Below are 24,522 nucleotides of genomic sequence, written 5' to 3'. Positions count from 1 at the left end.
CAGGTCCCGCGGTGGGCGCGCCCCCGGGGCCGGGTTGCCGCGTCGGTGACGGCGCCGGCGGTGGAGCGGGGGTCAGCGCCGGCGGTGGAGCGGGGGTCAGCCCCGGCCGCGGGCGCGGCGGGAGACCACCGCGCGCAGTACCCGGCGGCCCTCCGTGGAGATCTCCAGGGCGCGACGCAGCCCGGCCGGGCCGTTGCCGGTGAGCGCGTCCAGGACGGTGAGCTGGCGGCGCAGTTCGGCGGCGACGAGCGGGGACAGCCCGTCCGCGCCGTCCTCGCGGCGGACGCCGTCCCCGAGGGCGGCGGCGTCCGTCGCGGGGTCGAGGAGCCGGTGGATGCGGAGCGAGGCGGCGGAGCAGGCGTCGGCCCACGCCCGCAGCCCGGCCCCCGAGCACTCGGCCGGCGCCGCGGCCAGCATCCGGCGGGCCAGCACCACGGACTCGTCCTCGCCGGTCGCGTCGGGACCGGCGAGTGCGTCGCGCACCCGGTCCAGTTCCCGCGCCCAGCCGGGCCCGGCCGGAGCGTCGTCGGCGAGGGCCGCCCACAGGGGCCGCAGGACCTCGTCGCCGCCGTCGAGCAGAGGGACGCAGCGATCCAAACAAGCCAGTCCACTCCCGGCGAGTCCGCGTGCGTCGGCCCGCGCGATCAGTTCCACCAGGCTCATCCGGTGCCTCCCTTTTCTGCCGTTCCGCCCCGTTCACGACCACGGAGCCCGCACTTCCCCTTACTGCGCGCGACGGCCCGGGAGTGTCACAGCGGCACCACGCCCAGCCGGTCGAGGAACCGGAAGAAGAGCTTTTCGGCCACCGGGTCACCGGCGGCACCACCAGCGGCTCCGGCCTCGGAGTCCGCCTCGGGACCGGCCTCGGAGTCCGCCTCGGAACCGACGCCCGGGTCGGCCGCCAGCACCTCCGTCAGCTCCCCGGCGCTCGCGGTGCGCCCGGCCTCGGCGGCCCAGGCGACGGCGCGCTCGGCGGCGTCGCGGGGCTCGAGGAAGTAGTCCTCCAGGGTGAGCCCCTCCTGCTCCGCGCCGAGGTACCCGGCCATCGCGGACCGCGCCAGGCAGGTCGTCCACGCGCCGCTCTCGGGCGCCGCCGCTTCCACGACCACGCAGTCGCTGTCCATGACGTACCCGAAGAGCGCGGGCGCGCCGGTCTGCCCGGCGAGGTCGTTCATGTTCCCGACGTCCCCGTCGCCGCCCGGGAACTCCCACACCTGCCAGCCGTCCGGCGCGGACTGGCGCAGGGTCATCTCCGCGGCGCCCGACAGCGCGTCCAGCTCCGTGAGAGGCCGCTCGGCGCGGCCCACGACGAAATACCCCCAGTAGCCCATGTTCCGGCTCCCCCCGGCGTGTCCGTTTCGGCTCGTCAAAAGACCACCACAGCCGTACGGGAGTTCGCAGCCGTATCGGACAATCTCGTGCCGGACTCTCGGCCGGGCACCGGGGCGGGGTCGCCCGAGCATCGGCTCCGCCGTCGTCCGAGCGCCGGGACCGCCGTCGTCCGAGCGCCGGGACCGCGGTTGCCCGAGCGCCGGAGCCGCCGTCGCCCGAGCGGTCGGTCGCGCGGTCGGTCGCGCGGTCAGTCGAGCCGGTTCGCCAGCGCCTTGAAGTCGGCCCAGGACAGCTCCGGCTCGCCCGGGTCCCACAGCTTCTGGACCGTCGCCGCCAACGGCAGCCGGATGCCGTCGGCGACCTGCGCCTGGGTCTGGGCGCTCGGGATGTCGCCCCAGACCGCGAAGCTGCCGCCCAGTATCTGGTCGTCGTACTTGGCGTCGACGGCCGTCGTGCCCCGGATCACGCGCGGGGTCCACTGCTCGTAGATGCGCTCGCCGGTCGGGTAGACGAAGGTCTGCGGCTCGCCGAGCACGTAGTAGAGGAACTCGTCGTTGTAGTTGATGACCTCGCGGCCCGCGCTCAGGTACTCGGTCGGCTGCCGGGCGCCGATCTCCTTGCCGGTCCAGTAGGCGACCTTGATCTCCTTCAGCGGCTCGACGGACGTGTCCTTGAAGAAGCCGTCGTTCCAGGCGCGCGGGGTGCGGTCGTGGGCCATGACCGTCTCGGCGCGGCCGTTGAGCCAGCCGGTGGTGAGGTCGGCGACGGTGCCGCCGGAGCCGTACGCCTCGCGGGCGGCGGCGGCCAGGTCCGGGTAGGACGCCTCGGGGTCGGGCACGACGAGCGCCTGGTACTCGTCGGCGCCCAGGTGGAACTGCGACCCGGGGAAGAGGTCGGCGTACTCGTTCAGCAGATCGTCGACGATCTCGGCGGCCTCCGGCTTGGAGATGTCGATCGCGCCGCGCGTGGGCGTGCCCCGCGCGTTGCGCAGCTGGAGGTCGGGGTGGGCGGCGATCACGGCGCCCAGGTGGCCGGGCGAGTCGATCTCGGGGACGACGGTGATGTGGCGCGAGGCGGCGAGGTCGATGATCTCCTTGACCTCGGCCTTGGTGAGGTGGTCCTCGGAGACGACCTCGGGGTGCGAGTCGGACTCGATGCGGAAGGCCTGGTCGTCGGAGAAGTGCAGGCCCAGCTCGTTGAACTTCAGGTCGCCGAGCTCGCGTATCCGGTCCTTGATCCAGTCGGCGTCGTAGTGCTTGCGGGCTATGTCGAGCATGAACCCGCGCCGTTCCTTGGCCGGCTCGTCCTTCACCTCACCCTCGGGCGCGGTGCCGCCGCCGTCCACGGCCTGCTTCAGGGTCCGGGTGCCGTAGTAGACGCCCGCCTCGGCCGGCCCGGTGACGGTGACGCGTCCGTCGCGCACCGTCATGGTGTACGACTCCGGGTCCGCGCCCTTGTCCTGCCTGACGTCCAGCAGCAGGTCCCCGGCGCGCTCGTCGTCCTTCTCCCCCGCGTACGTCAGTCCCAGCTCGCCCGCGATCAGGCGCCCCTCGTCGGCGAGGGAGGCGTCGGCGACGACCACACGGTGGTCCTCGGCCGGCTGCCAGCCGGGGCCGCGCGCCGGGGTGTGCTCGCGGACCGCCGGTATCGTGCGCGGCTCCTGGGACAGTGGGTAGGAGCGGCTGGGGCTGGGGGCCGCGGCGTTCTCGGAGGAGCGGGCGGCCGGTGCTCCCGGCCCGCCGTCCCCGTCCCCGTCGGTGGCCCAGAGGCCGACTCCCACGCCGAGGGCGGCGACCACCGTGCCGGCGATCACAGCCCGCTGTCTCACCTTGTGCGCCGGCGTCCGGCGTCCGTACTGGCTCACAGCGCCAACCTAGGGCCGCGAGCCGCACCATGCGTCCACCACATGTTCTGAAACTCTCCCGTTCAGGTGAAATTCGGGCACCGGTCGGACACGCCATGCCGTCACTCGATAACGTGACGCCACTTCCTTCGCACAATCCCCTGCCGACACACACGTGACGCCCACAAGGATCCACGCCGCCTGTGCACCGTCTCCCAGACCTCCCCGGCCGAGTGGCCATACCGGTACCGGTGCAAACACGCGCCACACCGGTAACGCCGTCATCCCTGGAGCGCTTCAACGCCGCGCCCGCCGAGGAAGCCGTCGCCACGCTCCTGACCTGCCTGAACAGCCACCACTGGGCCCACCGCCTCGCCTCCCACCGCCCCTACCCCGACCTCCCGTCCCTCCTGGCGGCCGCGGACGAGGCGTCGTACGACCTCCCCCCTGACGACCTGACGAAGGCGCTGGCCGCGGAGAGCCTCCCGCCCCTCCCGGAGGACACCTACGCGGCGGCCCACACGGCCCTGAACGCGGCGTACGCCGCGTACGAGGCCAGATTCGGACACGTGTTCGTCATCTGCGTGGAGGGGCTGAGCGCCCACGAGGCCCTGGACCGCGTACTGGCAGGCATCCGGTCACGATTGGCCAACGATGCGGACGAGGAACGCCTCGTGGCGGCCGACGAACTCCGGCACCTGGCAAGGGCGCGGCTGATCAGCCTCCTCAGGAGCGCGGGAGCCTGACATCAGCGGCTCCGCCGTGCGGGCGCGACCAGCCACTGACGACCCACACCCGGCATACAGGACAAACCCCCACCCCGGTGGCCGCCCCCGCACCCGACCCACTGCTCCTTTGAGTGCAACTTTGATCACACAGGCAGGCCCCCCGTAAGCGCCGCAGGCAACCGTCGCTACGATGCTGGGGGCCGGTGGACCGTACCCGGCCGGGCCCGACCGACAAGGAAAGCCGGCGCGGCCCCAATCCCCGCTCCCGGAGGAAACTTCCGTGCCGGCTGGAACGCTGTACCGCGGCCGGGAAGGAATGTGGTCCTGGGTGGCTCACCGAGTCACCGGCGTCCTCATTTTCTTCTTCCTGTTCGTTCACGTGCTGGACACCGCTCTCGTCCGTGTGTCCCCCGAGGCCTACGACACCGTCGTGGCCACGTACAAGACGCCGATCGTCGCGCTGCTGGAATACGGCCTCGTCGCCGCCATCCTGTTCCACGCGCTCAACGGCCTGCGTGTCATCGCCGTCGACTTCTGGATCAAGGGCGCCCGCTACCAGAAGCAGATGCTCTGGACCGTTGTCGGCCTGTGGGTCGTGCTGATGCTCGGGGCGATCTACCCCGTCCTCGGCCACGCCGCTCGTGAACTGTTCGGGAGCTGACGCACATGTCGACCACTGAAACCACCGCCTCCGGCATCGGCCCCGTCGAGGGCGCCGGCGCCTCCGTCTACTCCGTGGACAACCCGGCGCCGCTGATCGAGCCGCCCCGCAAGCGGACCAAGAAGTCCCCGAAGTCCACGCGCGGCAACTTCGAGATGGCCGCGTGGCTCTTCATGCGCCTGTCCGGCGTCGTGCTGGTCGTCCTGGTCATCGGCCACCTGCTCATCCAGCTGGTGCTGGACGGCGGCGTCTCCAAGATCGGCTTCGCCTTCGTGGCCGGCCGCTGGGCCTCGCCGTTCTGGCAGGTCTGGGACCTGCTGATGCTCTGGCTCGCGATGCTGCACGGCGCGAACGGCCTGCGCACGGTCATCAACGACTACGCGGAGCGCCCGAACACCCGGCTGTGGCTCAAGGGCCTGCTCTACACCGCCACGGTGTTCACCATCCTGCTGGGCACGCTGGTGATCTTCACCTTCGACCCGAACATCCGCTAGGCACGGGGCTGCGAAAATCATGAAGGTACACAAGTACGACACCGTCATCGTCGGCGCCGGTGGCGCCGGCATGCGCGCGGCCATCGAGTCGACCAAGCGCAGCCGCACCGCCGTGCTGACGAAGCTCTACCCCACCCGCTCCCACACGGGCGCCGCGCAGGGCGGCATGGCCGCCGCGCTGGCCAACGTGGAGGAGGACAACTGGGAGTGGCACACCTTCGACACGGTCAAGGGCGGTGACTACCTGGTCGACCAGGACGCCGCCGAGATCCTGGCGAAGGAGGCCATCGACTCGGTCCTCGACCTGGAGAAGATGGGCCTGCCGTTCAACCGGACGCCGAACGGCACGATCGACCAGCGCCGCTTCGGCGGTCACTCCCGCAACCACGGTGAGGCGCCGGTCCGCCGCTCCTGCTACGCGGCCGACCGCACCGGTCACATGATCCTCCAGACGCTGTACCAGAACTGCGTCAAGGAGGGCGTGGAGTTCTTCAACGAGTTCTACGTCCTGGACCAGCTGATCACCGAGGTCGACGGCGTCAAGAAGTCCGCCGGTGTGGTGGCCTACGAGCTGGCGACCGGCGAGATCCACGTCTTCCAGGCGAAGTCCGTGATCTACGCCTCCGGCGGCACCGGCAAGTTCTTCAAGGTGACGTCCAACGCGCACACGCTGACCGGTGACGGCCAGGCGGCCGTGTACCGGCGCGGGCTGCCGCTGGAGGACATGGAGTTCTTCCAGTTCCACCCGACCGGCATCTGGCGCATGGGCATCCTGCTGACGGAGGGCGCCCGCGGTGAGGGCGGCATCCTCCGCAACAAGGACGGCGAGCGCTTCATGGAGAAGTACGCGCCGGTCATGAAGGACCTCGCCTCCCGTGACGTCGTCTCGCGCTCCATCTACACGGAGATCCGCGAGGGCCGCGGCTGCGGTCCCGAGGGCGACCACGTCTACCTGGACCTCACCCACCTCCCGCCGGAGCAGCTGGACGCCAAGCTGCCCGACATCACGGAGTTCGCGCGGACCTACCTCGGCATCGAGCCCTACACGGACCCGATCCCGATCCAGCCCACCGCGCACTACGCGATGGGCGGCATCCCGACCAACGTCGAGGGCGAGGTCCTCGCGGACAACACCACCGTCGTCCCGGGCCTGTACGCGGCCGGCGAGGTCGCCTGCGTGTCCGTGCACGGCGCCAACCGCCTGGGCACCAACTCGCTGCTGGACATCAACGTCTTCGGCAAGCGGGCCGGCATCGCCGCGGCGGAGTACGCCCAGAAGGCCGACTTCGTCGAGCTGCCGGAGAACCCGGAGTCCCTGGTCGTCGAGCAGATCGAGCGCCTGCGCTCCTCCACCGGCAACGAGCGGGTCTCGACGCTCCGCCGCGAGCTGCAGGAGTGCATGGACGCCAACGTCATGGTGTTCCGCACCGAGCAGACGATCAAGACGGCCGTCGAGAAGATCGGCGAGCTGCGCGCCCGCTACAAGAACGTGGCGATCCAGGACAAGGGCCGGCGCTTCAACACCGACCTGCTGGAGGCCGTCGAGCTGGGCAACCTGCTCGACCTGGCCGAGGTCATGGCGGTGTCCGCGCTCGCCCGCAAGGAGTCGCGGGGCGGTCACTACCGCGAGGACTTCCCCAACCGCGACGACGTCAACTTCATGCGCCACACCATGGCGTACCGCGAGGTGGGCGCCGACGGCACCGAGACCATCCGGCTCGACTACAAGCCGGTCGTCCAGACCCGCTACCAGCCGATGGAGCGTAAGTACTGATGGCTACCCCTGTCATGGAGAAGAGCGACAAGGCCCCCGAGCCCGGCTTCGCCGACTCCCCGTACATCACGGTCACCTTCCGCGTCCGGCGGTTCAACCCGGAGGTCTCGGCCGAGGCCACCTGGGAGGACTTCCAGCTGGAGATCGACCCGAAGGAGCGTGTCCTCGACGCGCTGCACAAGATCAAGTGGGACCTGGACGGAAGCCTCACCTTCCGCCGTTCCTGCGCGCACGGCATCTGCGGGTCGGACGCCATGCGGATCAACGGCAAGAACCGCCTCGCCTGCAAGACGCTGATCAAGGACATCAGCCCCGAGAAGCCGATCACGGTCGAGCCCATCAAGGGCCTGACGGTCCTCAAGGACCTGGTCGTCGACATGGAGCCGTTCTTCCAGGCGTACCGGGACGTGATGCCCTTCCTGATCACGAAGGACACCAACGAGCCGACGCGTGAGCGGCTGCAGTCCGCCGAGGACCGCGAGCGCTTCGACGACACGACCAAGTGCATCCTGTGCGCCGCGTGCACGTCCTCGTGCCCGGTGTTCTGGAACGACGGCCAGTACTTCGGCCCGGCCGCGATCGTCAACGCCCACCGCTTCATCTTCGACTCGCGTGACGAGGCCGGCGAGCAGCGGCTGGAGATCCTCAACGACCGCGACGGCGTCTGGCGCTGCCGTACGACCTTCAACTGCACGGACGCCTGCCCGCGCGGTATCGAGGTCACCAAGGCGATCGCGGAGGTGAAGCGGGCGCTGATCACGCGCCGCTTCTGACGCGTACGCGCCGAGCACACGGCCGAGGGCCCCGATCGGGACGATCGGGGCCCTCGGCCGTTCTACGGGGCCGTACGCGGCGTCAGCCGCGCAGCACGCGGCCTTCCTTGTCCGTGCGGTCCTTGCTGGTCAGGAAGAGGATGCCGTCGATCAGGGCCCAGAAGCCCAGGCCGCCGCAGGTGAGGAGCTGGGCGACGCCGACGCCGACGGAACCCACGTAGAAGCGGCCGATGCCCAGGCCGCCCAGGAATATCTGGAGCAGACCGGCGACGATCTTCGACTTGTCGGAGTACGGGCGACCCTGCGGGTCGAAGCCGTAGGGCGCGGCGGGGTTCGGGGGGACGGTCATGGTGGTGCTCCTGGGGAGAAGTGGGAACGCGCCGGGACGGACGGCCGCCCGGGGGCCAGGAAGGAACACCGCTGATCGCGCACGGAATTGCACGGCGGTCCACGTAGCGCCGTGGACGTCCCCCCTGTGCGAGGAGAGCTTAGAGAGACCGGTGGGGCCGGTGGGAGTGAATTCGAGCGAACGTTCCCATTCCGTGATCATACGCTCGTCAACCCGCGCCGTGCTTCCGGCGTCTCAGACGAGGTTGCGCACCACCGTCCACGCCACCGCCGCCAGCAGGATCAGCGCCTGGACCCACGGGGCGATCCGGGGCCGGTAGAAACGCCCGCGCAGGCCCTCCACGGTCCAGCGGCCCCACAGCGCCAGCGCGAACGGCGCGGCGAGCAGCAGGGCGCGGTTGTCCAGCCAGGCCGCGGCGAAGTGACCGTGCATCAGGTCATACGTCATGCGGGTGCCGCCGCAGGCCGGACAGAGCAGTCCGGTGACGTACCGGAACGGGCACTGGGGCAGGAGGTGGCCGGGCTCGTGCGGGTCGGTGAACCACAGGTACCCGGCGCCCGCGGCGCCCGCGGCGAGCACCGCGAGGGGCGCCGCCGCGGGATGCCATGACGGGCGCCGCCCCTCGGACGGTGCGGAACGGGCCGCGTCAGCCACGCAGGATCCGCCCCTGGGCGTCCGTGCGGTCGTTGCTGACGAGGTACATGATGCCGTCGATCAGCGCCCAGAAGCCGAGCCCGCCGCAGGTGAGGAGCTGGGCTATGCCCATGCCGACGTTGCCGACGTAGAAGCGGCCTATGCCGAACGTGCCGAGGAAGAGCTGGAGGATGCCGGCGACGATCTTGGACTTGTCGGAGTACGGGCGCCCGTAGGGGTCGTACCCGTAGGCCGCGTTGGGGTCGCCGGCGTAGTACCCGGGCGCCTGCTGGTAGGGGGCCTGGTGACCGCCCGCGGGCTGCTGGTAGCCGCCGGGAGGCTGCTGCTGGTAGCCACCCTGCGGGTAGCCGTAGGGGCCGGCCTGGCCGGTCGGGCCGGAGGCCGGGTTCGGGTAGCCGTAACCGGGCGGCTGGGACGGCTGTTGCGGCTGCTCGCTCACAGTGGTGTCACTCCTGGACGTTGCGGAAAACTGCCGGTCATATTGCAGGACTGTACGAACAAAGAGAAGTCGGGCCCCGGAAGCACCGGTCCGCCCCAACGAGTGACCCCGGCGCCACCCCGCCGTCTGTTGCGCCCACTTCACTCGCCGCACACCTAATGTGACGTCATGTCAGATCATGAGTCGTACGAACTGCTCGGGTTCGACAACGTGCTGCTGCCCGTCGGGGACCTCGGCGTGGCCGTCGACTTCTACGAGCGGGCCGGCTTCCCGGTCGCCTACCGGCTCGACGAGGCCGGGATCGCGCTGCTGAAGGTGGGGGTCGAGACGCCGGGCCTCCTGCTGCGCCTCGAGGAGGAGTTCGGGCGCCAGCCGCCGATGTGGCCCTCCGCGCGAGTGTGGCTGGAGGTGACGGACGCCCGCAAGGCGGCCCGCGAGCTGCGCGACGCCGGGGTGCCGCCGCTCGACGAGCCGTTCCCCGTCGCCACCGGCTGGACCGTCGAGTTCGCCGACCCGTGGGGGAACGTCATCGGCCTCACGGACTACAGCAAGCGGCCGGAGCTCGGCCGGCGGCCGTGACGCGGACCACCCCCCCCATCGAGTTGAACGTGTTCAAAAGCAGGTCTACAGTCAGCCCTGTCAGCGTTTTGAACGCGTTCAAGAAGGGGTGGGGCATGGACCGCACCGTCATCGCCTACGTCATCTACCTGGTCGTCAGCATCGGTCTGACCGTCTGGGTGGCCCGCACGCTCAGCCGCAACGGCCGGGTCTTCCTCGCCGACGTGCTGCACGGCAACGAGAAGCTCGCCGACGCCGTCAACCACCTCCTGGTGGTCGGCTTCTACCTGGTGAACCTCGGCTTCGTCGCCCTCTACCTGAGCGGCGACGAGACCATCGCCGACACCCGCGGCATCTTCGAGGCCCTGTCGACCAAGCTGGGCGTGGTGCTGCTGGTGCTCGGCGTGATGCACCTGGGCAACGTGTACGTGCTCAACAGGATCCGGCGGCGCGGGATGATGGAGCGGGAGCAGGTGCCGCCGGTCCCGCCGCAGGGCTGGGTGGCCCCGACGGCCGGGGCCTGAGCCGATGGCCCACGCCCCCGGGACGGCCGGCGCCCCCGTGCGCCGGCTCACCGTCCTCTACGACGCCGAGTGCTCCCTGTGCACCCACGTACGGGACTGGCTGCTGCGGCAGCCGCGGCTGGTCCCGCTGGACCTGGTCCCGGCCGGGTCGGACGAGGCCCGCCGGCGCTGTCCCGGCCTCGACCACGCGGCCACCCTCGACGAGGTCACCGCCGTGGGCGACGCCGGCCAGGTCTACCGGGGCGCCGCCGCCTGGGTCGTCGTCCTGTGGGCCCTGCGCGAGCACCGCGCGCTCGCCCACCGGCTCAGCACGCCCACCGGGGCGGCGCTGGCCCGCGGAGCCGTCCTCGCCGCCGCGAAATGGCGGGGCGGACAGCAGCGGTGGGGCGGTGGCGGATACCGCCGTACCGACGGGTGGGTCTACGAGCCGCGCCTCGGCTGGACGTACACCGGACCAGGCTGTGCCGACGGCGCCTGCGCCACTGACTAGGCTCTGGTCCCGTGCCCGCGAAGAACGACGGCCCCCACGACGGCGCCCACCCCAGCAAGTCCGAGCAGACCCGCGCGCTGATCCTGGAGACGGCCATGCGGCTGTTCCAGGAACGCGGCTACGACCGGACGACGATGCGGGCCATCGCCCAGGAGGCCGGGGTGTCCGTGGGCAACGCCTACTACTACTTCGCCGGCAAGGAGCACCTGATCCAGGGCTTCTACGACCGGATCGCCGCCGAGCACCAGGCAGCGGTCCGGGAGGTCCTGGCCCGCGAGAGCGACCTGGAGGCGCGGCTGGCGGGCGTGCTGAAGGTCTGGCTGGACATCGCGACGCCGTACCACGAGTTCGCGGTGCAGTTCTTCAAGAACGCCGCCGACCCCGACAGCCCGCTCAGCCCCTTCTCCCCGGAGTCGGAGCACGCGCGCGAGGAGGCCATCAGCATCCACCGCGCGGTGCTCTCCGGGGCGAAGACCAAGGTGCCCGAGGACCTGCGCGACATCCTGCCCGAGCTGATGTGGCTCTCGCAGATGGGCCTGGTCCTGTACTGGATCTTCGACCGTACGGAGGGCCGCGAGCGCAGCTACCGGCTCGCCGAGCGCGGCGCCCGGCTCACCGCGCGGGGCGTCGCGCTGGCCCGGTTCCGGGTGCTGCGCCCGCTGGTGCGCGAGGTGCACGAGCTGTTCACGGACTTCCTGCCGGGGATGACGAAGGCGCTGCCCGACCCCGCGAAGAAGCCGGCGACGCCGGAGGACGGCGCCGGTCAGGCCTGACGGGACGCCAGCTCGATGACCGTGATGTCCGACTCCGCCCCGACCCGCGTGGGCGGCCCCCAGGCGCCCGCGCCCCGGCTGACGTACAGCTGGGTGTCGCCGTAGCGCTCCAGGCCCGCCAGCGTCGGATTGGCGGCGCCCGCGATGAGGTTGCCGGGCCAGAGCTGGCCGCCGTGGGTGTGGCCGGAGAGCTGGAGATCGACGCCGTGGTCGACGGCGTCGTGGATCATCACCGGCTGGTGGGCGAGGAGCACGCAGGCGCGGGCGCGGTCCCGGTCGCCGAGGGCCTTGGCGTAGTCGGGGCCCTGGCCGTCGTCCTCGCCCGAGATGTCGTTGACCCCGGCGAGATCGAAGTGCGGCAGCTCGGTGCGGGCGTTCTCCAGCGGGATCAGGCCGAGCCGCCGCACCTCGGCGACCCACTGCTCGGCGCCGGAGAAGTACTCGTGGTTGCCGGTGACGAAGTACGCGCCGTGCCGGGCCTTCAGCCCGGCCAGCGGCGCCGCCGCCGGGCCGAGGTCCTTCACGCTGCCGTCCACCAGGTCGCCGACCACGGCGATCAGGTCGGGCTGCGTGGAGTTGATCGTGTCCACGACCTTCTGCGCGAAGCCCCGGCCGAGCACCGGACCGAGGTGGATGTCGCTGACCACGGCGATGCGGAAGCCGTGCGCCGCGCGCGGAAGCTTGGCCAGCGGAACGGTGACCCGCTTGACGCTCGGGCCGTTCAGGACGCCGTACGTCCCGTAGCCGACCGTCCCGACGGCCGCCGCGGCGGCGGCACCGGCGACGACACGGGAGACGAAGAGGCGGCGGGAGGGGAGGGCGAGGGGGCTCTCGGGCGTGGCGCCCGCGCCGTCGGGGCCGGAAGCACCGGGGCCGGCGGCTGCGTCCGGGGTGCCCGGGTGGCCGGTGCCGGGGTCCTGCGTCTCGGTGGTCCTGGGCGGGGCCGTCCCCGCCGGTATGCGCTCGGTGTCCGTGGCCGGGGCCCTGTGCGGCTCCGGCTCCGGCTCCGGGCGGCGGGCCGCCGCCCGGCGCTCCAGGAACCGCCTCAGCAGCGGCCGTACGACCTCACCGGCCAGCACGGCGAGCAGCAGGTAGATGGAGAGGGCGAGCCACAGGAAGCCCGGCCAGGCCAGGACCTGCTGGAGCCAGAAGGGGGCTCCCGTGCGCTCGGCGACAAGCGCGCCGACCGCCAGCACCCATCCCCCGGCGATCACCACCGCGCCGACGCGGCGCACGGGGCCGGGACCACGGGTCGTGTCACGGAACAGGCGCCGCCACACGTACCAGTTGGCCGTCGCGATGACGCCCACCACGGCCAGCGCGACGAGCGCGAAGACGACCACCATGCCGTCGATTCCCCTCAGTTGTGACGTCCGCGACGCCTATGACGTTCGGCGCAGTGCGCGCACCCCGCGCAACCCGATGACCCCCACGACCGTCCCCAATACGAAGGAGACGACGGCGAGCATCAGGTGCACCCAGAAGTACGCCGTGGGATCGCCGTCCTCGAACGCGAGCCCGCTGCTGTCCTTGATCAGATTTTTGACGAAAGTGATCCAGATGATCCAGCTCCACACCCCGAAAGCGAGCAGGAACCAGGAGACGGGGCGGCTGAGCTTCATGCCTTCAGTATCGCCGCCGCGTGTCCGGAACCGTGCGCGGGGTGGGGAGCGGGGTAGGAAGGCGTCGCCCGCGGGAGGTACGTTCTCGCTCGTGCCCGCACCCAAGAAGACCGTCAGGCGCTCCCTGCCGGTCACCGCCGCCGCCCTGACCGCGCTCGGTCTCCTCTCCCCCGCCGCGCTCGCCGCCCCCGGCCCCTCGACGAGTCCGTCGGCGAGTCCCTCCGCCACTCCCCCCGCCTCGATGTCGAGTGTGGGCGGCGCGCGCCTCGGCAGGCCAGGCACGCAGGTGGATCTGGCGGGCGGGGCGCCCGTGCTGCCGAAGGACCTCACCGCCCGCTCGTGGATCGTGGCCGACGCCGAGTCCGGTGACGTGCTCGCCGCGCACAACGCGCACTGGCGGCTGGCCCCGGCGAGCACGCTGAAGATGCTCTTCGCCGACACGCTGCTGCCGAAGTGGCCGAAGGCCACCGAGCACAAGGTCACCCCGGCCGACCTGGCGGGCATCGGGGCGGGCTCCAGCATGGTGGGCGTGAAGGAGGAGGAGACCTACACCGTCCACGACCTGTGGCTCGGGGTCTTCCTGCGCTCCGGCAACGACGCCGTGCACGTGCTGTCCGCGATGAACGGCGGAGTGGAGAAGACCGTCGCGGAGATGAACGCGCACGCCGAGGAACTCCAGGCCCTGGACACGACCGTGGTCACACCCGACGGCTACGACGCGCCGGGCCAGGTCTCCTCCGCGTACGACCTGACGCTGTTCGCCCGTTCCGGGCTCCAGAAGAAGGACTTCCGCGAGTACGCCTCGACGGTCCGCACCAAGTTCCCCGACGAGACCAAGAAGGACAAGAAGGGCAAGACGTCCCGCGACCCCTTCGAGATCCAGAACACCAACCGCCTGCTGGCCGGCGACTCCGACGTGGAGGTCTACCCGGGCATCGCGGGCGTGAAGAACGGCTACACCACCAACGCGGGCTACACCTTCACGGGCGTCGCCGAGCAGGGCGGCAAGGTCCTGCTCGTCACGGTGATGAATCCGGAGAAGGACGAGCACAACGAGGTCTACAAGGAAACCGCCCGCCTCTTCGACTGGGGCTTCAAAGCGGCCGGCAAGGTGAAGCCGGTGGGTGAGCTGGTCCCGCCGAGGAGCGCCGCGCAGGCGAGCCCCGAGCCGGGCGCCGGGCCCTCCGGGGAGGCGGGCGGCGCCGGCGAGGGCGCGGCGGGCACGCAGCCGGTGGCGGGCGCCACGGCCGCGGGCGGCTCCGGAGGCGTCGGCGTCGCGGCCGGCATCACCGCCGGGGTGCTGGTGCTCCTCGCGGGCGGGGCGTGGCTGATCAACCGGAGGTGGCCGCTGCCGGACCTGGTCCGTCGCCGGACGCGTCCGTGAGGCCCTGCTCGCCGCTCTCCTCCTCCCCGAGTTCCTGCTTCTTGCTCCCCGTCGCCGTCCAGGCGGCGCAGAACAGCACCAGCTTCGAGGTGAAGTTGATCCACAGGAGCAGGGCGACGGGGACACCGAAGGCGCCGTACATGCTCTTCGCGGCGACGCCCTGCATGTAGCCGCTCAGCAGCAGCTTCAGCAGCTCGAAGCCGATCGCGCCGATCAGCGCGGCCACCACCAGGCGGCGGCGCGCGGGGTGGACGCCGGGGAGCAGGGTGAGGACGTACAGGAGCAGCAGGAAGTCGGCGAGGACGGCGACGGCGAACGCCGCGACGTAGAGGAGCACGCTGCCGAAACCGCCGTCGAGGCCCGACTGCCGGACGATCCAGCCGACCAGCGCCGAGGCGACGGTGGAGATGGCGACGGTGACCAGGAGCGCACCGCCCAGACCGACGAGGACGCCCCCGTCCTTGGCCCGGTGCAGGAGGGGGTTCTCCTCCTCGTCGGGCAGCTCCCAGACGGCGCGCAGGCAGCCCCGGGTGGCGTCGACCCAGCCGATGCCGGTGAACAGCAGCAGGGCACCGGCGATGAGGCCGACGGTGCCGGCGTTGTCGATCAGGCCCTGGATGTTCAGCTGGTCCGAGATGCCGGGGACCTGCTCGGCGATCTTGTCCTGGAGCTCGTTCTGCTGGTCCTTGCTGAGCGTGGCGGCGGCGACGGCCGCGGCGAGGCTGAGCAGCGGGAAGAGCGCGACGAAGCTGGTGAAGGTCATCGCGGCCGCCAGGCGGGTCCACTTCACCCGGTCCAGTCGCTCGTAGGAGCGCCACGCGTGCGTGGTCATCAGCCGCGTCGCCCACGGCCCGACGACGGGGAGCTTCTTCAGCCAGTCCATGATCCGACCCTGCCCCCACTCGTCCCGGTCCATGATCCCGTCGTGCCACCGGTTCCGGCCCCGGTGCGGAAGACCAGTGTCCTAGTGCCCCAGAAACGCAGGATCGTGGCCAGGACCATGCCGATTCCGGCTCCGGAGATCGTGTCGGCGCGCTGCGAGGTGAGGCCGAGGCCGTAGTGGCTGACGGCCAGGCACAGCAGCTGTACGGCGGCTCCGGCGGCGTTGACCGCGAAGAAGACGGCGTACGGGCGCAGGCCCCGGGGGCGGGTGTGCCGGTAGGTGCCGAGCGCGTTGCCCGCGTACGCCACGGAGCAGCCGGCGACGAAGGAGAGGCTCTTCGCGGTGAGCGGGTCGAGGTCCGCCGGGCCGCGCAGGAGCGTGAAGAGGGCGAGGTCGACGGCGTAGGCGAGGAGGCCCGCGGCGGCGAAGCCGATCAGTTCGCGCCGCCGGGGTCCCTTGACGGTGCCGTCTACCAATTGGCCACCGCCAGGGCGTACATCGCCACCCACACCACGCCGATCAGGGCGAGCGCCCGGTCGCGCAGGACGACGTCCTCGGGTTCGCCCGCGGTGCCGCGGTCGGCGAAGACGGCGTAGCGCAGGACGGCGAGGATGAAGGCGACCATGGACAGCTGGCGCCAGGGCAGCACGCTGGTGTGCGGCACGCCGCCCTCCTCCATGGCCCACAGGCAGTAGCCGAGGACGGCGACGCCGGCCGCGAGCTGCCAGACGAAGCGGAGGTAGCCGGTGGTGTACTCGGTGAGCAGCGCGCGGGTGGCGCCCGCCTTCCCGGCCATCTGGACGGCCTCCGAGTAGCGCTTGGCGGAGACCATGAACAGCGCGCCGAAGCCGGTCGTGATGAGGAACCAGCGCGACAGCGGGATATCGAGCGCGAGTCCGCCGATCATCGCCCGCATCAGGAAGCCGGTGGTGACGACGGCGAGGTCGACGACCAGGACGTGCTTGAGGCTGATGCAGTACGCCAGTTGCATGGCGAGGTAGGCGGTCAGCAGCGCCGCGACCGCGGGCGGGCACAGCCACGCCGCGACGAGAGGCGCGCAGACGCCCAGGACACCCCCGACGGCGTACGCGACCGGGACCGGGACCTGTCCGGCGGCCACCGGGCGGTGCCGCTTGACCGGGTGGGCGCGGTCGGCCTCGGCGTCGCGGGCGTCGTTGACCAGGTAGACGGCGGCGGCGCAGGCGGTGAACAGGACGAAGACCAGGGCCAACCGGGTCAGGACGTCCGGGGCGAACAGCTCGCCGGCGGCGGCCGGGGCGGCGACGACCAGGACGTTCTTGACCCACTGGCGGGGTCGGGCGGTCCTCAGCAGGCCGGCCAGGAGCCCCTTGCCGCGGGGCTCGGCGGGCTCGGACGGCTGTTCCGGGGCGCGTTGCCGCAGTACGGCCGTGTCAGTCACGGGGACCTCCCCGCATCCAGTCGGCGCCGAGCCGGGCCGTGAGTGCGCCCAGGGCCGCGCCCGCCGCGACGTCCGAGGGGTAGTGGACGCCGACGACCAGCCGGGAGACGCACACCGCGGCGGCGAGCGGCCAGACGGCGTGCACGCCGAGCGCGCCGAAGGCGACGGCGGCCGCGGCGGCCGAGGTGGCGTGGGAGCTGGGGAAGGAGTGCCGGCCGGCGGTGCGCACCAGGGGCACGATGTGCGCGGGGCGCGGACGGCGCACGACCCGCTTCACGCCCATGCTGACGACGTGCGCGCCCGCGGTGAGGGCGGTGCCGCGCAGCCAGGCTCCGCGCCGCGGCCCGTCCACGGCGGCTCCGGCGAGGCCCGCCGCCAGCCACAGCGCCCCGTGCTCCCCGGCCCAGGACAGGGCACGCGCGGCGCCGGCCACGCGCGGGTCCGTGCCGCAGGCTCTGAGCGCCGTCACGATCCGGTGGTCCATGTCGAGGTCGTCCATGTGGACTCACTGTTCACGCCCGCGGCGCGGGAAGTCCGGCATGATCGAGCGACATACCATTAATCACCCGTTTCGGGGATGAGCCGGATGTTCCAGGACTAATCCCCCGTACCAGGGCGGTACGGTCGCCCGCATGTCCGCCGACACCGTTCCCGCCGCCGAAGGAGACCCCGGCACGACATGGGGTCCCGTCACCGGCTGGGGCCGCACCGCGCCCACCGCCGCCCGGCTGATCCGCCCCCGCACGTACCAGGAGGCCGCCGACGCCGTCCGGGAGTGCGGGGTCCGCGGCGGCATCGCGCGGGGCCTGGGGCGGGCGTACGGGGACGCGGCGCAGAACGCGGGCGGAGCCGTGCTCGACATGACGGGCCTGGACCGCGTCCACGCCATCGACGCCGACGGCGGCACCGTGCTGTGCGACGCCGGCGTCTCCCTGCACCGACTGATGGAGGTGCTGCTGCCGCTCGGCTGGTTCGTGCCGGTGACGCCCGGCACCCGCTACGTGACGGTCGGCGGGGCGATCGGCGCCGACATCCACGGCAAGAACCACCACGTGTCGGGGTCCTTCGCGCGGCACGTGCTCTCGTTCGAGCTGCTCACCGCCGACGGCCGGGTCCGCACCGTGGACCGGGGCACGCCGCTGTTCGACGCGACCGCCGGGGGCATGGGCCTGACCGGCGTGATCCTCACCGCGACCGTGCGGCTCCAGCCGGTCGAGACGGCGCTGATGTCGGTCGACACCGAGCGCGCCACCGACCTCGACGACCTGATGGCCCGCCTGACGGCCACGGACCACCGCTACCGCTACTCGGTCGCCTGGATCGACCTCCTCGCGCGCGGCGCGCGGACCGGCCGCGCGGTCCTCACGCGCGGCGACCACGCCCCGCTGGACGCGCTCCCCGAGCGCTCGCGCGCGCGACGGGACCCGCTGGCCTTCCGCACCTCCCGCCTCCCGGCAGCCCCCGACCTCGTCCCGGACGGCCTGCTGAGCCGGACGACGGTGGGCCTGTTCAACGAGCTCTGGTACCGCAAGGCGCCCCGCGTCAGCCGGGGCCGCCTTCAGCGGATCTCCACCTTCTTCCACCCCCTGGACGGCGTCCCGCACTGGAACCGCGTCTACGGCCGCGGCGGCTTCGTGCAGTACCAGTTCGTCGTCGGCCACGACCGGGCGGACGCTCTGCGCCGGATCGTGCGGCGCATCTCCGAGCACCGCTGCCCGTCCTTCCTGGCCGTCCTCAAGCGCTTCGGCGAGGCCGACCCGGGCTGGCTCTCCTTCCCCGTGCCCGGCTGGACGCTCGCCCTGGACGTCCCGGCGGGCCTGCCGGGCCTCGGGGCCTTCCTCGACGGCCTGGACGAGGAGGTCGCGCAGGCCGGCGGCCGGGTCTACCTCGCCAAGGACTCCCGGCTGCGGCCCGAACTGCTCGACGCGATGTACCCGCGCCTGGCCGACTTCCGCGCGCTGCGCGCGGAGCTGGACCCGCGCGGGGTGTTCGTGTCCGACCTGGCCCGCCGTCTCCATCTCTGAGCAATCTTCAGGAGCTGTCGTGAAGGACGCCTTCGGCATCCCCCAGTCCCTTCTCGTCCTCGGCGGTACGTCCGAGATCGCGCTCGCCACCGCGCGACGCCTGGTCGCCCGCCGCACCCGCACGGTGTGGCTGGCCGGCCGCCCCTCCCCCGCCCTGGACCGGTCCGCGCAGCAGCTGCGCGACCTGGGCGCCGAGGTCCGCACCGTCGCCTTCGACGCGCTCGAGCCCGAGTCCCACGAGGCGGCGCTCGGCAAGGTCTTCGCCGAGGGCGACATCGACATGGTGCTGCTCGCCTTCGGCGTCCTGGGCGACCAGGCGCACGACGAGCGGGAGCCGCTGAACGCCGTGCGGGTGGCGCAGACGAACTACACCGGCGCCGTCTCGGCGGGCCTGATCAGCGCCCGCGCGCTCCAAACCCAGGGCCACGGCTCACTGGTGGTGCTCTCCTCCGTGGCCGGCGAGCGGGCCCGCCGCGCCAACTTCATCTACGGCTCCAGCAAGGCGGGCCTGGACGCCTTCGCACAGGGCCTCGGCGACGCGCTGCACGGCACCGGCGTGCACGTCATGGTCGTACGCCCCGGGTTCGTGCGGTCGCGGATGACCGAGGGCATGGAGGAGGCGCCGCTCGCCACGACGCCCGAGGCGGTGGCCACGGCCATCGAGCTGGGGCTGCGGCGACGCTCGGAGACGGTGTGGGTGCCCGGCGCGCTGCGCGTGGTGATGTCGGCGCTGCGGCACCTGCCGCGGGGGGTGTTCCGGCGGCTGCCGGTGTAGGGCCCTAGCGGGTGGGCAGGGAGTCGCGTTCGACGCGGCCCGCCTGCGGGGGCACGGTGGCGCTGCCGAACGGGAACTCCCGCAGCTTGCGCCACACCCCGTCCGCGCCCTGCTCGTAGAGCGCGAAGCCGGTGCAGGGCCACTGGGCCTCGTAGTCGGACAGCTCCTCGTAGGCGCGGTCCATCGCCGCCTCGTCGATGCCGTGGGCCACGGTGACGTGCGGGTGGTACGGGAACTGCAGTTCGCGTGGGACCGGGCCGGAGGCGTCGCGGATCCGTTTCTGCAACCACGAGCAGGCCGCGCCGCCCTCGACCACCTGGACGTAGACCACGGGTGAGAGCGGGCGGAAGGTGCCGGTGCCGGACAGGCGCATCGGGAAGGGCCGGCCGCGCGCCGCGACCTCCGCGAGGTGCGCCTCGATCGACGGCAGCGCACCGCCGTCGACCTCGGTCGGCGGCAGCAGGGTGACATGCGTGGGGATACCGTGAGCGGCCGCGTCGCCGAAGCCCGCGCGCAGCTGCTGGAGCTTGCTGCCGTGTGGCTCCGGGACCGCGATCGACACGCCGATCGTTACGGTCCCCACGTCGTCTCCTGTCGTTACGCGTCACTCGTTGAGTGTCGCTGTGTCGGACACCCGGTTATCGACTGTACGGCCACGACCGTGCCCGGGGCAGGCGCAACCGGAGTGATGTGCAGCGCTACGGCGGCGTGCCGGGGCGCACGGGACGGGCTCGCGGCGCTGTGATCAGCACCGCGGGCGGTACCTCGGTCAGTGCTTGGCGGGCAGGAAGCCGACCATGTCGTACGCCCGGGCGAGGGTCTCCGCCGCGACGGAACGGGCCTTCTCCGCTCCCTTGGCGAGGATCGCGTCCAGGGTCTCCGGGTCGTCCAGGTACTGCTGGGTGCGGTCCCGGAAGGGGGTCACGAACTCGACCATGACCTCGGCCACGTCCGTCTTGAGGGCGCCGTAGCCCTTGCCCGCGTACTTCTCCTCCAGCTCGGTGATGTCGGCGCCGGTGAGCACCGAGTAGATGGAGAGGAGGTTGCTGACGCCCGGCTTGTTCTCCCGGTCGAAGCGGATCACGGTGTCCGTGTCGGTGACCGCGCTCTTGACCTTCTTCGCGGTGGCCTTGGGCTCGTCCAGGAGGTTGATGAGGCCCTTCGGCGTCGACGCCGACTTGCTCATCTTGATCGACGGGTCCTGGAGGTCGTAGATCTTCGCCGTCTCCTTGAGGATGTAGGCGGAGGGGACCGTGAAGGTGTCGCCGAAGCGGCCGTTGAAGCGCTCGGCCAGGTCGCGGGTCAGCTCGATGTGCTGGCGCTGGTCCTCGCCGACGGGGACCTCGTTGGCCTGGTAGAGCAGGATGTCCGCGACCTGGAGGACCGGGTAGGTGAACAGGCCGACGGAGGCGCGGTCGGCGCCCTGCTTGGCGGACTTGTCCTTGAACTGGGTCATGCGGGAGGCCTCGCCGAAGCCGGTGAGGCAGTTCATCACCCAGGCGAGCTGGGCGTGCTCGGGGACGTGGCTCTGGACGAAGAGCGTGCAGCGGTCCGGCTCCAGTCCGGCGGCCAGCAGCTGGGCGACGGCCAGGCGGGTGTTGGCGCGCAGTTCCTTCGGGTCCTGCGGGACCGTGATCGCGTGCAGGTCGACGACCATGTAGAACGCGTCGTGGGTCTCCTGGAGGGCCACCCACTGGCGCACGGCGCCGAGGTAGTTCCCGAGGTGGAACGAGCCGGCGGTGGGCTGGATACCGGAGAGCACGCGGGGTCGGTCATTCGCCATGTCCGTCATTCTCTCAGGTTCCACCGGCGGCTCGTTCCCCCGGTCGGCGACCGTCAGCCGAGGTCGATCTCCGGGTACAGCGGGAAGCCCGCCACCAGGTCCGTCGCCCGGCGGGAGATCTCGTCCGCGATCTTGGCGTCCAGGACGTGGGAGGCCTTCGAGGGGGCGCCCGACTTCGTGGTGCCCGGCTCGGTGGTGGTCAGGACGCGGTCGATCAGGCCCGCGACCTCGTCCATCTCCGCCGTGCCCAGGCCGCGCGTGGTGAGCGCGGGGGTGCCGATGCGGATGCCGGACGTGTACCAGGCACCGTTCGGGTCGGCGGGGATGGCGTTGCGGTTGGTGACGATGCCGGAGTCGAGGAGGGCGGCCTCGGCCTGGCGGCCGGTGAGGCCGTAGGAGGACGCCACGTCGATCAGGTTCAGGTGGTTGTCGGTGCCGCCGGTGACCAGGGTGGCGCCGCGCTTCATCAGGCCCTCGGCCAGGGCGCGGGCGTTGTCGACGATGCGCTGCGCGTAGTCCTGGAAGGCGGGCCGGCGGGCCTCGGCGAGGGCGACGGCCTTGGCGGCCATGACGTGCGGGAGCGGGCCGCCGAGGACCATCGGGCAGCCGCGGTCGACCTGGTCCTTGAGGGAGTCGTCGCACAGCACCATGCCGCCGCGCGGGCCGCGCAGGGACTTGTGGGTGGTGGTCGTCACGATCTGGGCGTGCGGGACGGGGTCGAAGTCGCCGGTGAGGACCTTGCCCGCGACGAGACCCGCGAAGTGGGCCATGTCGACCATGAGGGTGGCGCCGACCTCGTCGGCGATCTCGCGCATGATCCGGAAGTTCACCAGGCGCGGGTACGCGGAGTAGCCGGCGACGATGATCAGCGGCTGGAACTCGCGGGCCTGGGCGCGCAGGGCCTCGTAGTCGATGAGGCCGGTGGCCGGGTCGGTGCCGTAGGAGCGCTGGTCGAACATCTTGCCGGAGATGTTCGGGCGGAAGCCGTGGGTGAGGTGGCCGCCCGCGTCCAGGGACATGCCGAGCATCCGCTGGTTGCCGAAGGCCTGGCGCAGCTCGGCCCAGTCGGCGTCGGTGAGGTCGTTGACCTGGCGGGCGCCGGTCTTCTCCAGGAAGGGGACCTCGACGCGGGCGCCGAGGACGGCCCAGAAGGCGACGAGGTTGGCGTCGATGCCGGAGTGCGGCTGGACGTAGGCGTGGCGGGCGCCGAAGAGCTCGCGGGCGTGCTCGGCGGCCAGGGACTCGACGGTGTCGACGTTGCGGCAGCCGGCGTAGAAGCGGCGGCCGACGGTGCCCTCGGCGTACTTGTCGCTGAACCAGTTGCCCATGGTCAGCAGCGTCGCCGGGGAGGCGTAGTTCTCGGAGGCGATCAGCTTGAGCATCTCGCGCTGGTCGGCGACCTCCTGGCCGATCGCGTCGGCGACGCGGGGCTCGACGGTGCGGATGACGTCGAGGGCGGCTCGGTAGGCGGTGGACTCGGGGGACAGCTCTGCTGACATGGGGACCTCCGGACGTGGCGTTCTCACGGTACGGCCCAGGCGCACGGCACTCGTCGCTCGGGCCGCTCCCCGATGGTCGGTCCCATCCCAGCGCGCCAGTCACGGCCCACGGGCAGCCTACCGGGCGGCCCGGAGTGCCGGGCCGCGGCGTCCACCATGCGAGCGACGGTGATCAGAGGATCACGTGGGGCAGGAAGCGGGCGTACTCGTCCGTCACCAGGCCCGCGGACTCCCGGATGCCCAGGCCCGCCGACTCGTCCTCCACCACCCAGGCGCCGAGCACGACGCGGTTGCCGTCGAAGTCCGGGAGCGGGGCCAGCTCCTGGTAGCAGCACGGCTCGGTGCGCGCGGGGGCCTCGGTGCCGGGGCGGTGGACCGTGACGCCGGCGCCCTCGCGGCCGAGGAGGGGCTTGGCGACGTAGCCGGTGGTGCCGGCCAGCTCCCGGGGACCGTCGAGGTAGGCGGGGAGCAGGTTCGGGTGGCCGGGGTACAGCTCCCAGAGGATGGCGAGCAGGGCCTTGTTGCTGAGGAGCATCTTCCAGGCGGGCTCGATCCACAGGGTGGTGCCGGTGCCGCCGCCGTTGTCGAGGGTGTCCAGGACGTGGTCGGCGAAGCGGTCGGTGGTGAGCCACTCCCAGGGGTAGAGCTTGAAGATGCTGCGGATGAAACGCAGCTTGGTGTCGACGAAGCGACCGGAGAGGCGGTCCCAGCCGATCTCCTCCATGGAGATCCACTCGGTGGCCAGACCCGCCTGCTCGGCGGTCTCCTTGAGGTAGGCGACCGTCATCAGGTCCTCGCCCAGCTCGTCCGCCTCGGAGTTCGCGAAGTACAGCGGGCTGCCGGGCGGCAGGAGGGCGGCCTGCTTCTTCCAGGCGTCGATCAGGCGCTCGTGGAGGCTGTTCCACTGGTCGGCGCCGGGGAAGCGCTCCTCCATCCAGAACCACTGCGGGGAGGCGGCCTCCACCAGGGAGGTGGGGGTGTCCGCGTTGTACTCCAGGAGCTTGGCGGGCCCCGTGCCGTCGTAGCGCAGGTCGAAGCGGGCGTAGACGGAGGGGAGTTCGGCGCGGCGGTGCCAGGCCTCGGTGACCGCCCGGACCACGCGCGGGTCGGTGATGCCGAGGTCGGCGAAGCGGCCGTCGGTGACGATGTGCTCGGCCGCCGCCAGGCACATGCGGTGCAGTTCCTCGACGACCTCCTCCAGCGCCTCGACCTCGGGCAGGGAGAAGACGTAGTAGGCGCTCTCGTCCCAGTAGGGGCGCAGGGTGTCGTCGGGGTAGCGGGTCAGCGGGTAGACGCAGCCCTGCTCCTCCACGATCTGCTGCCAGCCGGGGCGGGGCTCCATGGTGCGGCGTTCCATGGTCCGGCCCTCAGCCGCCGCCGCTGCCGGAGCCGGAGCAGCCGAAGCCGCCGCGGTCGACGGCCTCGTCGCGGCTGAAGGTGCCGTAGTCGGCCCAGCCGTTGCTGACGTCGGCGTCGTAGTACCAGTCGGCGTCGCCGACGTCCTTGGAGCCCTTCTTCTTGCCGCCCTTGCCGTACGACCCACCGGACGAGCCCGACTTGCAGTTCTTGTCGGCGACGACCTTGTAGCCGTTGATGTAGTCGTAGCTGTCGCGGTCCACGCAGCGGCGGTCGGGGTCCGATCCGCACGCGCTCAGAGCCGCCGCGAGCACTCCCATGCCGCCGAGCACCACGGTGCTCGACCGCAGCCGCCGCCGGGTCTCCGCCATGTCCGTCTCTCCC

29 protein-coding genes and 1 riboswitch are annotated in these 24,522 nt (G+C 71.8%); of the genes, 12 read left to right on the top strand and 17 right to left on the bottom strand.

The genetic code is table 11. From position 1 onward, the window contains the following. Nucleotides 1-96: 96 nt before the first annotated feature. From ACLIN4_RS21905 to ACLIN4_RS21895, 3 genes are all read right to left on the bottom strand, one after another. Nucleotides 97-663 (bottom strand): hypothetical protein, encoded by a 567-nt coding sequence (locus tag ACLIN4_RS21905; RefSeq protein WP_307652218.1) that lies wholly within the window; start codon nt 661-663, stop codon nt 97-99. Between the two features lie 86 nt (nt 664-749). After that, a complete protein-coding gene (locus ACLIN4_RS21900) occupies nt 750-1,331 on the bottom strand; it encodes a hypothetical protein (RefSeq protein ID WP_289904536.1) in 582 nt (193 codons plus the stop codon). 248 nt (nt 1,332-1,579) lie between these two features. Beyond that, nucleotides 1,580-3,145, bottom strand: a complete 1,566-nt coding sequence (locus tag ACLIN4_RS21895) for a beta-N-acetylhexosaminidase (protein WP_411576135.1) — start codon at nt 3,143-3,145, stop codon at nt 1,580-1,582. A 281-nt stretch (nt 3,146-3,426) separates the two neighbouring features. Between ACLIN4_RS21895 and ACLIN4_RS21890 the strand changes: the two genes are divergently transcribed. From ACLIN4_RS21890 to ACLIN4_RS21870, 5 genes are all read left to right on the top strand, one after another. Beyond that, a complete protein-coding gene (locus ACLIN4_RS21890; protein WP_107479641.1) occupies nt 3,427-3,921 on the top strand; it encodes a 2-oxo-4-hydroxy-4-carboxy-5-ureidoimidazoline decarboxylase in 495 nt (164 codons plus the stop codon). Between the two features lie 262 nt (nt 3,922-4,183). After that, the gene (gene sdhC / locus ACLIN4_RS21885) at nt 4,184-4,564 is read left to right on the top strand and encodes a succinate dehydrogenase, cytochrome b556 subunit (protein ID WP_043380764.1); all 381 of its coding nucleotides are present in this window, start codon (nt 4,184-4,186) and stop codon (nt 4,562-4,564) included. 5 nt (nt 4,565-4,569) lie between these two features. Beyond that, entirely contained in the window at nt 4,570-5,058 is a 489-nt protein-coding gene (locus ACLIN4_RS21880) for a succinate dehydrogenase hydrophobic membrane anchor subunit (protein ID WP_055418225.1), read from the top strand. A 19-nt stretch (nt 5,059-5,077) separates the two neighbouring features. After that, nucleotides 5,078-6,832, top strand: a complete 1,755-nt coding sequence (gene sdhA / locus ACLIN4_RS21875) for a succinate dehydrogenase flavoprotein subunit (protein ID WP_100048779.1) — start codon at nt 5,078-5,080, stop codon at nt 6,830-6,832. Further along, nucleotides 6,832-7,605: a succinate dehydrogenase iron-sulfur subunit gene (locus tag ACLIN4_RS21870; RefSeq protein ID WP_029394386.1), complete on the top strand. Its 774-nt coding sequence runs from the start codon at nt 6,832-6,834 to the stop codon at nt 7,603-7,605. Before sdhA ends, ACLIN4_RS21870 begins: the two co-directional genes overlap by 1 nt. A gap of 82 nt (nt 7,606-7,687) precedes the next feature. Here ACLIN4_RS21870 and ACLIN4_RS21865 read toward each other — a convergent pair whose 3' ends face one another. The 3 genes from ACLIN4_RS21865 to ACLIN4_RS21855 all read right to left on the bottom strand — a co-directional run bounded on the left by ACLIN4_RS21865 (nt 7,688) and on the right by ACLIN4_RS21855 (nt 9,047). Then, on the bottom strand, nt 7,688-7,954 hold the full coding sequence (locus tag ACLIN4_RS21865; RefSeq protein ID WP_031018284.1) for a TM2 domain-containing protein: 267 nt from the start codon (nt 7,952-7,954) through the stop codon (nt 7,688-7,690). A 234-nt stretch (nt 7,955-8,188) separates the two neighbouring features. Further along, nucleotides 8,189-8,608 carry a DUF2752 domain-containing protein gene (locus ACLIN4_RS21860; protein WP_355561732.1) on the bottom strand — a complete coding sequence of 140 codons (420 nt, stop codon included), beginning with the start codon at nt 8,606-8,608 and terminating at the stop codon, nt 8,189-8,191. Further along, nucleotides 8,601-9,047 (bottom strand): TM2 domain-containing protein, encoded by a 447-nt coding sequence (locus ACLIN4_RS21855; protein ID WP_107479644.1) that lies wholly within the window; start codon nt 9,045-9,047, stop codon nt 8,601-8,603. Before ACLIN4_RS21855 ends, ACLIN4_RS21860 begins: the two co-directional genes overlap by 8 nt. Before the next feature lie 168 nt (nt 9,048-9,215). On the opposite strand from ACLIN4_RS21855, the gene ACLIN4_RS21850 reads away from it, so the two are divergent. The 4 genes from ACLIN4_RS21850 (at nt 9,216) to ACLIN4_RS21835 (ending at nt 11,392) form a co-directional block, all read left to right on the top strand. Further along, nucleotides 9,216-9,626, top strand: coding sequence for a VOC family protein (locus tag ACLIN4_RS21850; RefSeq protein WP_043380779.1), 411 nt, complete (start codon nt 9,216-9,218; stop codon nt 9,624-9,626). A 95-nt stretch (nt 9,627-9,721) separates the two neighbouring features. Then, nucleotides 9,722-10,129, top strand: a complete 408-nt coding sequence (locus tag ACLIN4_RS21845; RefSeq protein WP_107479648.1) for a hypothetical protein — start codon at nt 9,722-9,724, stop codon at nt 10,127-10,129. A gap of 4 nt (nt 10,130-10,133) precedes the next feature. Further along, nucleotides 10,134-10,619, top strand: a complete 486-nt coding sequence (locus ACLIN4_RS21840; protein ID WP_411576134.1) for a thiol-disulfide oxidoreductase DCC family protein — start codon at nt 10,134-10,136, stop codon at nt 10,617-10,619. A gap of 11 nt (nt 10,620-10,630) precedes the next feature. Beyond that, nucleotides 10,631-11,392, top strand: coding sequence for a TetR/AcrR family transcriptional regulator (locus tag ACLIN4_RS21835; RefSeq protein ID WP_411576133.1), 762 nt, complete (start codon nt 10,631-10,633; stop codon nt 11,390-11,392). On the opposite strand, the gene ACLIN4_RS21830 is transcribed toward ACLIN4_RS21835, so the two are convergent. After that, nucleotides 11,383-12,738: a metallophosphoesterase gene (locus tag ACLIN4_RS21830; protein ID WP_107479646.1), complete on the bottom strand. Its 1,356-nt coding sequence runs from the start codon at nt 12,736-12,738 to the stop codon at nt 11,383-11,385. The genes ACLIN4_RS21835 and ACLIN4_RS21830 overlap by 10 nt on opposite strands. Before the next feature lie 36 nt (nt 12,739-12,774). After that, nucleotides 12,775-13,014 carry an SCO4848 family membrane protein gene (locus tag ACLIN4_RS21825; RefSeq protein ID WP_107479647.1) on the bottom strand — a complete coding sequence of 80 codons (240 nt, stop codon included), beginning with the start codon at nt 13,012-13,014 and terminating at the stop codon, nt 12,775-12,777. Between the two features lie 91 nt (nt 13,015-13,105). On the opposite strand from ACLIN4_RS21825, the gene ACLIN4_RS21820 reads away from it, so the two are divergent. Further along, entirely contained in the window at nt 13,106-14,398 is a 1,293-nt protein-coding gene (locus ACLIN4_RS21820) for a D-alanyl-D-alanine carboxypeptidase family protein (RefSeq protein ID WP_411576132.1), read from the top strand. On the opposite strand, the gene ACLIN4_RS21815 is transcribed toward ACLIN4_RS21820, so the two are convergent. Genes ACLIN4_RS21815 through ACLIN4_RS21800 form a run of 4 tightly spaced genes read right to left on the bottom strand, consistent with a single transcriptional unit; the run spans nt 14,346 to nt 17,200 of the window. Continuing rightward, nucleotides 14,346-15,281, bottom strand: a complete 936-nt coding sequence (locus ACLIN4_RS21815) for a YihY/virulence factor BrkB family protein (RefSeq protein WP_289904571.1) — start codon at nt 15,279-15,281, stop codon at nt 14,346-14,348. The two genes, ACLIN4_RS21820 and ACLIN4_RS21815, sit on opposite strands and share 53 nt — an antisense overlap. Continuing rightward, complete coding sequence (locus tag ACLIN4_RS21810; protein ID WP_107478353.1) at nt 15,269-15,757, bottom strand: GtrA family protein; 489 nt, start codon at nt 15,755-15,757, stop codon at nt 15,269-15,271. Before ACLIN4_RS21810 ends, ACLIN4_RS21815 begins: the two co-directional genes overlap by 13 nt. Further along, nucleotides 15,751-16,701: a decaprenyl-phosphate phosphoribosyltransferase gene (locus ACLIN4_RS21805; protein ID WP_107478352.1), complete on the bottom strand. Its 951-nt coding sequence runs from the start codon at nt 16,699-16,701 to the stop codon at nt 15,751-15,753. Before ACLIN4_RS21805 ends, ACLIN4_RS21810 begins: the two co-directional genes overlap by 7 nt. Then, nucleotides 16,694-17,200, bottom strand: a complete 507-nt coding sequence (locus ACLIN4_RS21800; RefSeq protein WP_100046867.1) for a phosphatase PAP2 family protein — start codon at nt 17,198-17,200, stop codon at nt 16,694-16,696. Before ACLIN4_RS21800 ends, ACLIN4_RS21805 begins: the two co-directional genes overlap by 8 nt. A gap of 133 nt (nt 17,201-17,333) precedes the next feature. On the opposite strand from ACLIN4_RS21800, the gene ACLIN4_RS21795 reads away from it, so the two are divergent. Then, nucleotides 17,334-18,725 (top strand): FAD-binding protein, encoded by a 1,392-nt coding sequence (locus ACLIN4_RS21795; protein ID WP_307652222.1) that lies wholly within the window; start codon nt 17,334-17,336, stop codon nt 18,723-18,725. Between the two features lie 19 nt (nt 18,726-18,744). Beyond that, entirely contained in the window at nt 18,745-19,500 is a 756-nt protein-coding gene (locus tag ACLIN4_RS21790) for a decaprenylphospho-beta-D-erythro-pentofuranosid-2-ulose 2-reductase (RefSeq protein ID WP_100046865.1), read from the top strand. A gap of 4 nt (nt 19,501-19,504) precedes the next feature. Here ACLIN4_RS21790 and ACLIN4_RS21785 read toward each other — a convergent pair whose 3' ends face one another. From ACLIN4_RS21785 to ACLIN4_RS21765, 5 genes are all read right to left on the bottom strand, one after another. Beyond that, a complete protein-coding gene (locus tag ACLIN4_RS21785; protein WP_100046864.1) occupies nt 19,505-20,083 on the bottom strand; it encodes a 2'-5' RNA ligase family protein in 579 nt (192 codons plus the stop codon). Between the two features lie 186 nt (nt 20,084-20,269). Further along, the gene (trpS, locus tag ACLIN4_RS21780) at nt 20,270-21,283 is read right to left on the bottom strand and encodes a tryptophan--tRNA ligase (RefSeq protein WP_100046873.1); all 1,014 of its coding nucleotides are present in this window, start codon (nt 21,281-21,283) and stop codon (nt 20,270-20,272) included. A 53-nt stretch (nt 21,284-21,336) separates the two neighbouring features. Continuing rightward, nucleotides 21,337-22,782 (bottom strand): glycine hydroxymethyltransferase, encoded by a 1,446-nt coding sequence (locus tag ACLIN4_RS21775; protein ID WP_289904579.1) that lies wholly within the window; start codon nt 22,780-22,782, stop codon nt 21,337-21,339. Between the two features lie 26 nt (nt 22,783-22,808). Then, nucleotides 22,809-22,895, bottom strand: a riboswitch (ZMP/ZTP riboswitch). Between the two features lie 59 nt (nt 22,896-22,954). After that, nucleotides 22,955-24,139 carry a glutathionylspermidine synthase family protein gene (locus tag ACLIN4_RS21770; protein ID WP_107478348.1) on the bottom strand — a complete coding sequence of 395 codons (1,185 nt, stop codon included), beginning with the start codon at nt 24,137-24,139 and terminating at the stop codon, nt 22,955-22,957. A 10-nt stretch (nt 24,140-24,149) separates the two neighbouring features. Beyond that, nucleotides 24,150-24,509 carry a hypothetical protein gene (locus ACLIN4_RS21765; RefSeq protein ID WP_411576131.1) on the bottom strand — a complete coding sequence of 120 codons (360 nt, stop codon included), beginning with the start codon at nt 24,507-24,509 and terminating at the stop codon, nt 24,150-24,152. Nucleotides 24,510-24,522: the final 13 nt, after the last annotated feature.

Source organism: Streptomyces mutabilis (genome assembly GCF_046628145.1).
Lineage (GTDB): Bacteria > Actinomycetota > Actinomycetes > Streptomycetales > Streptomycetaceae > Streptomyces > Streptomyces mutabilis.
Note: the sequence above shows the minus strand (reverse complement) of the source record. Positions and strands in the feature narration are given on the sequence as shown.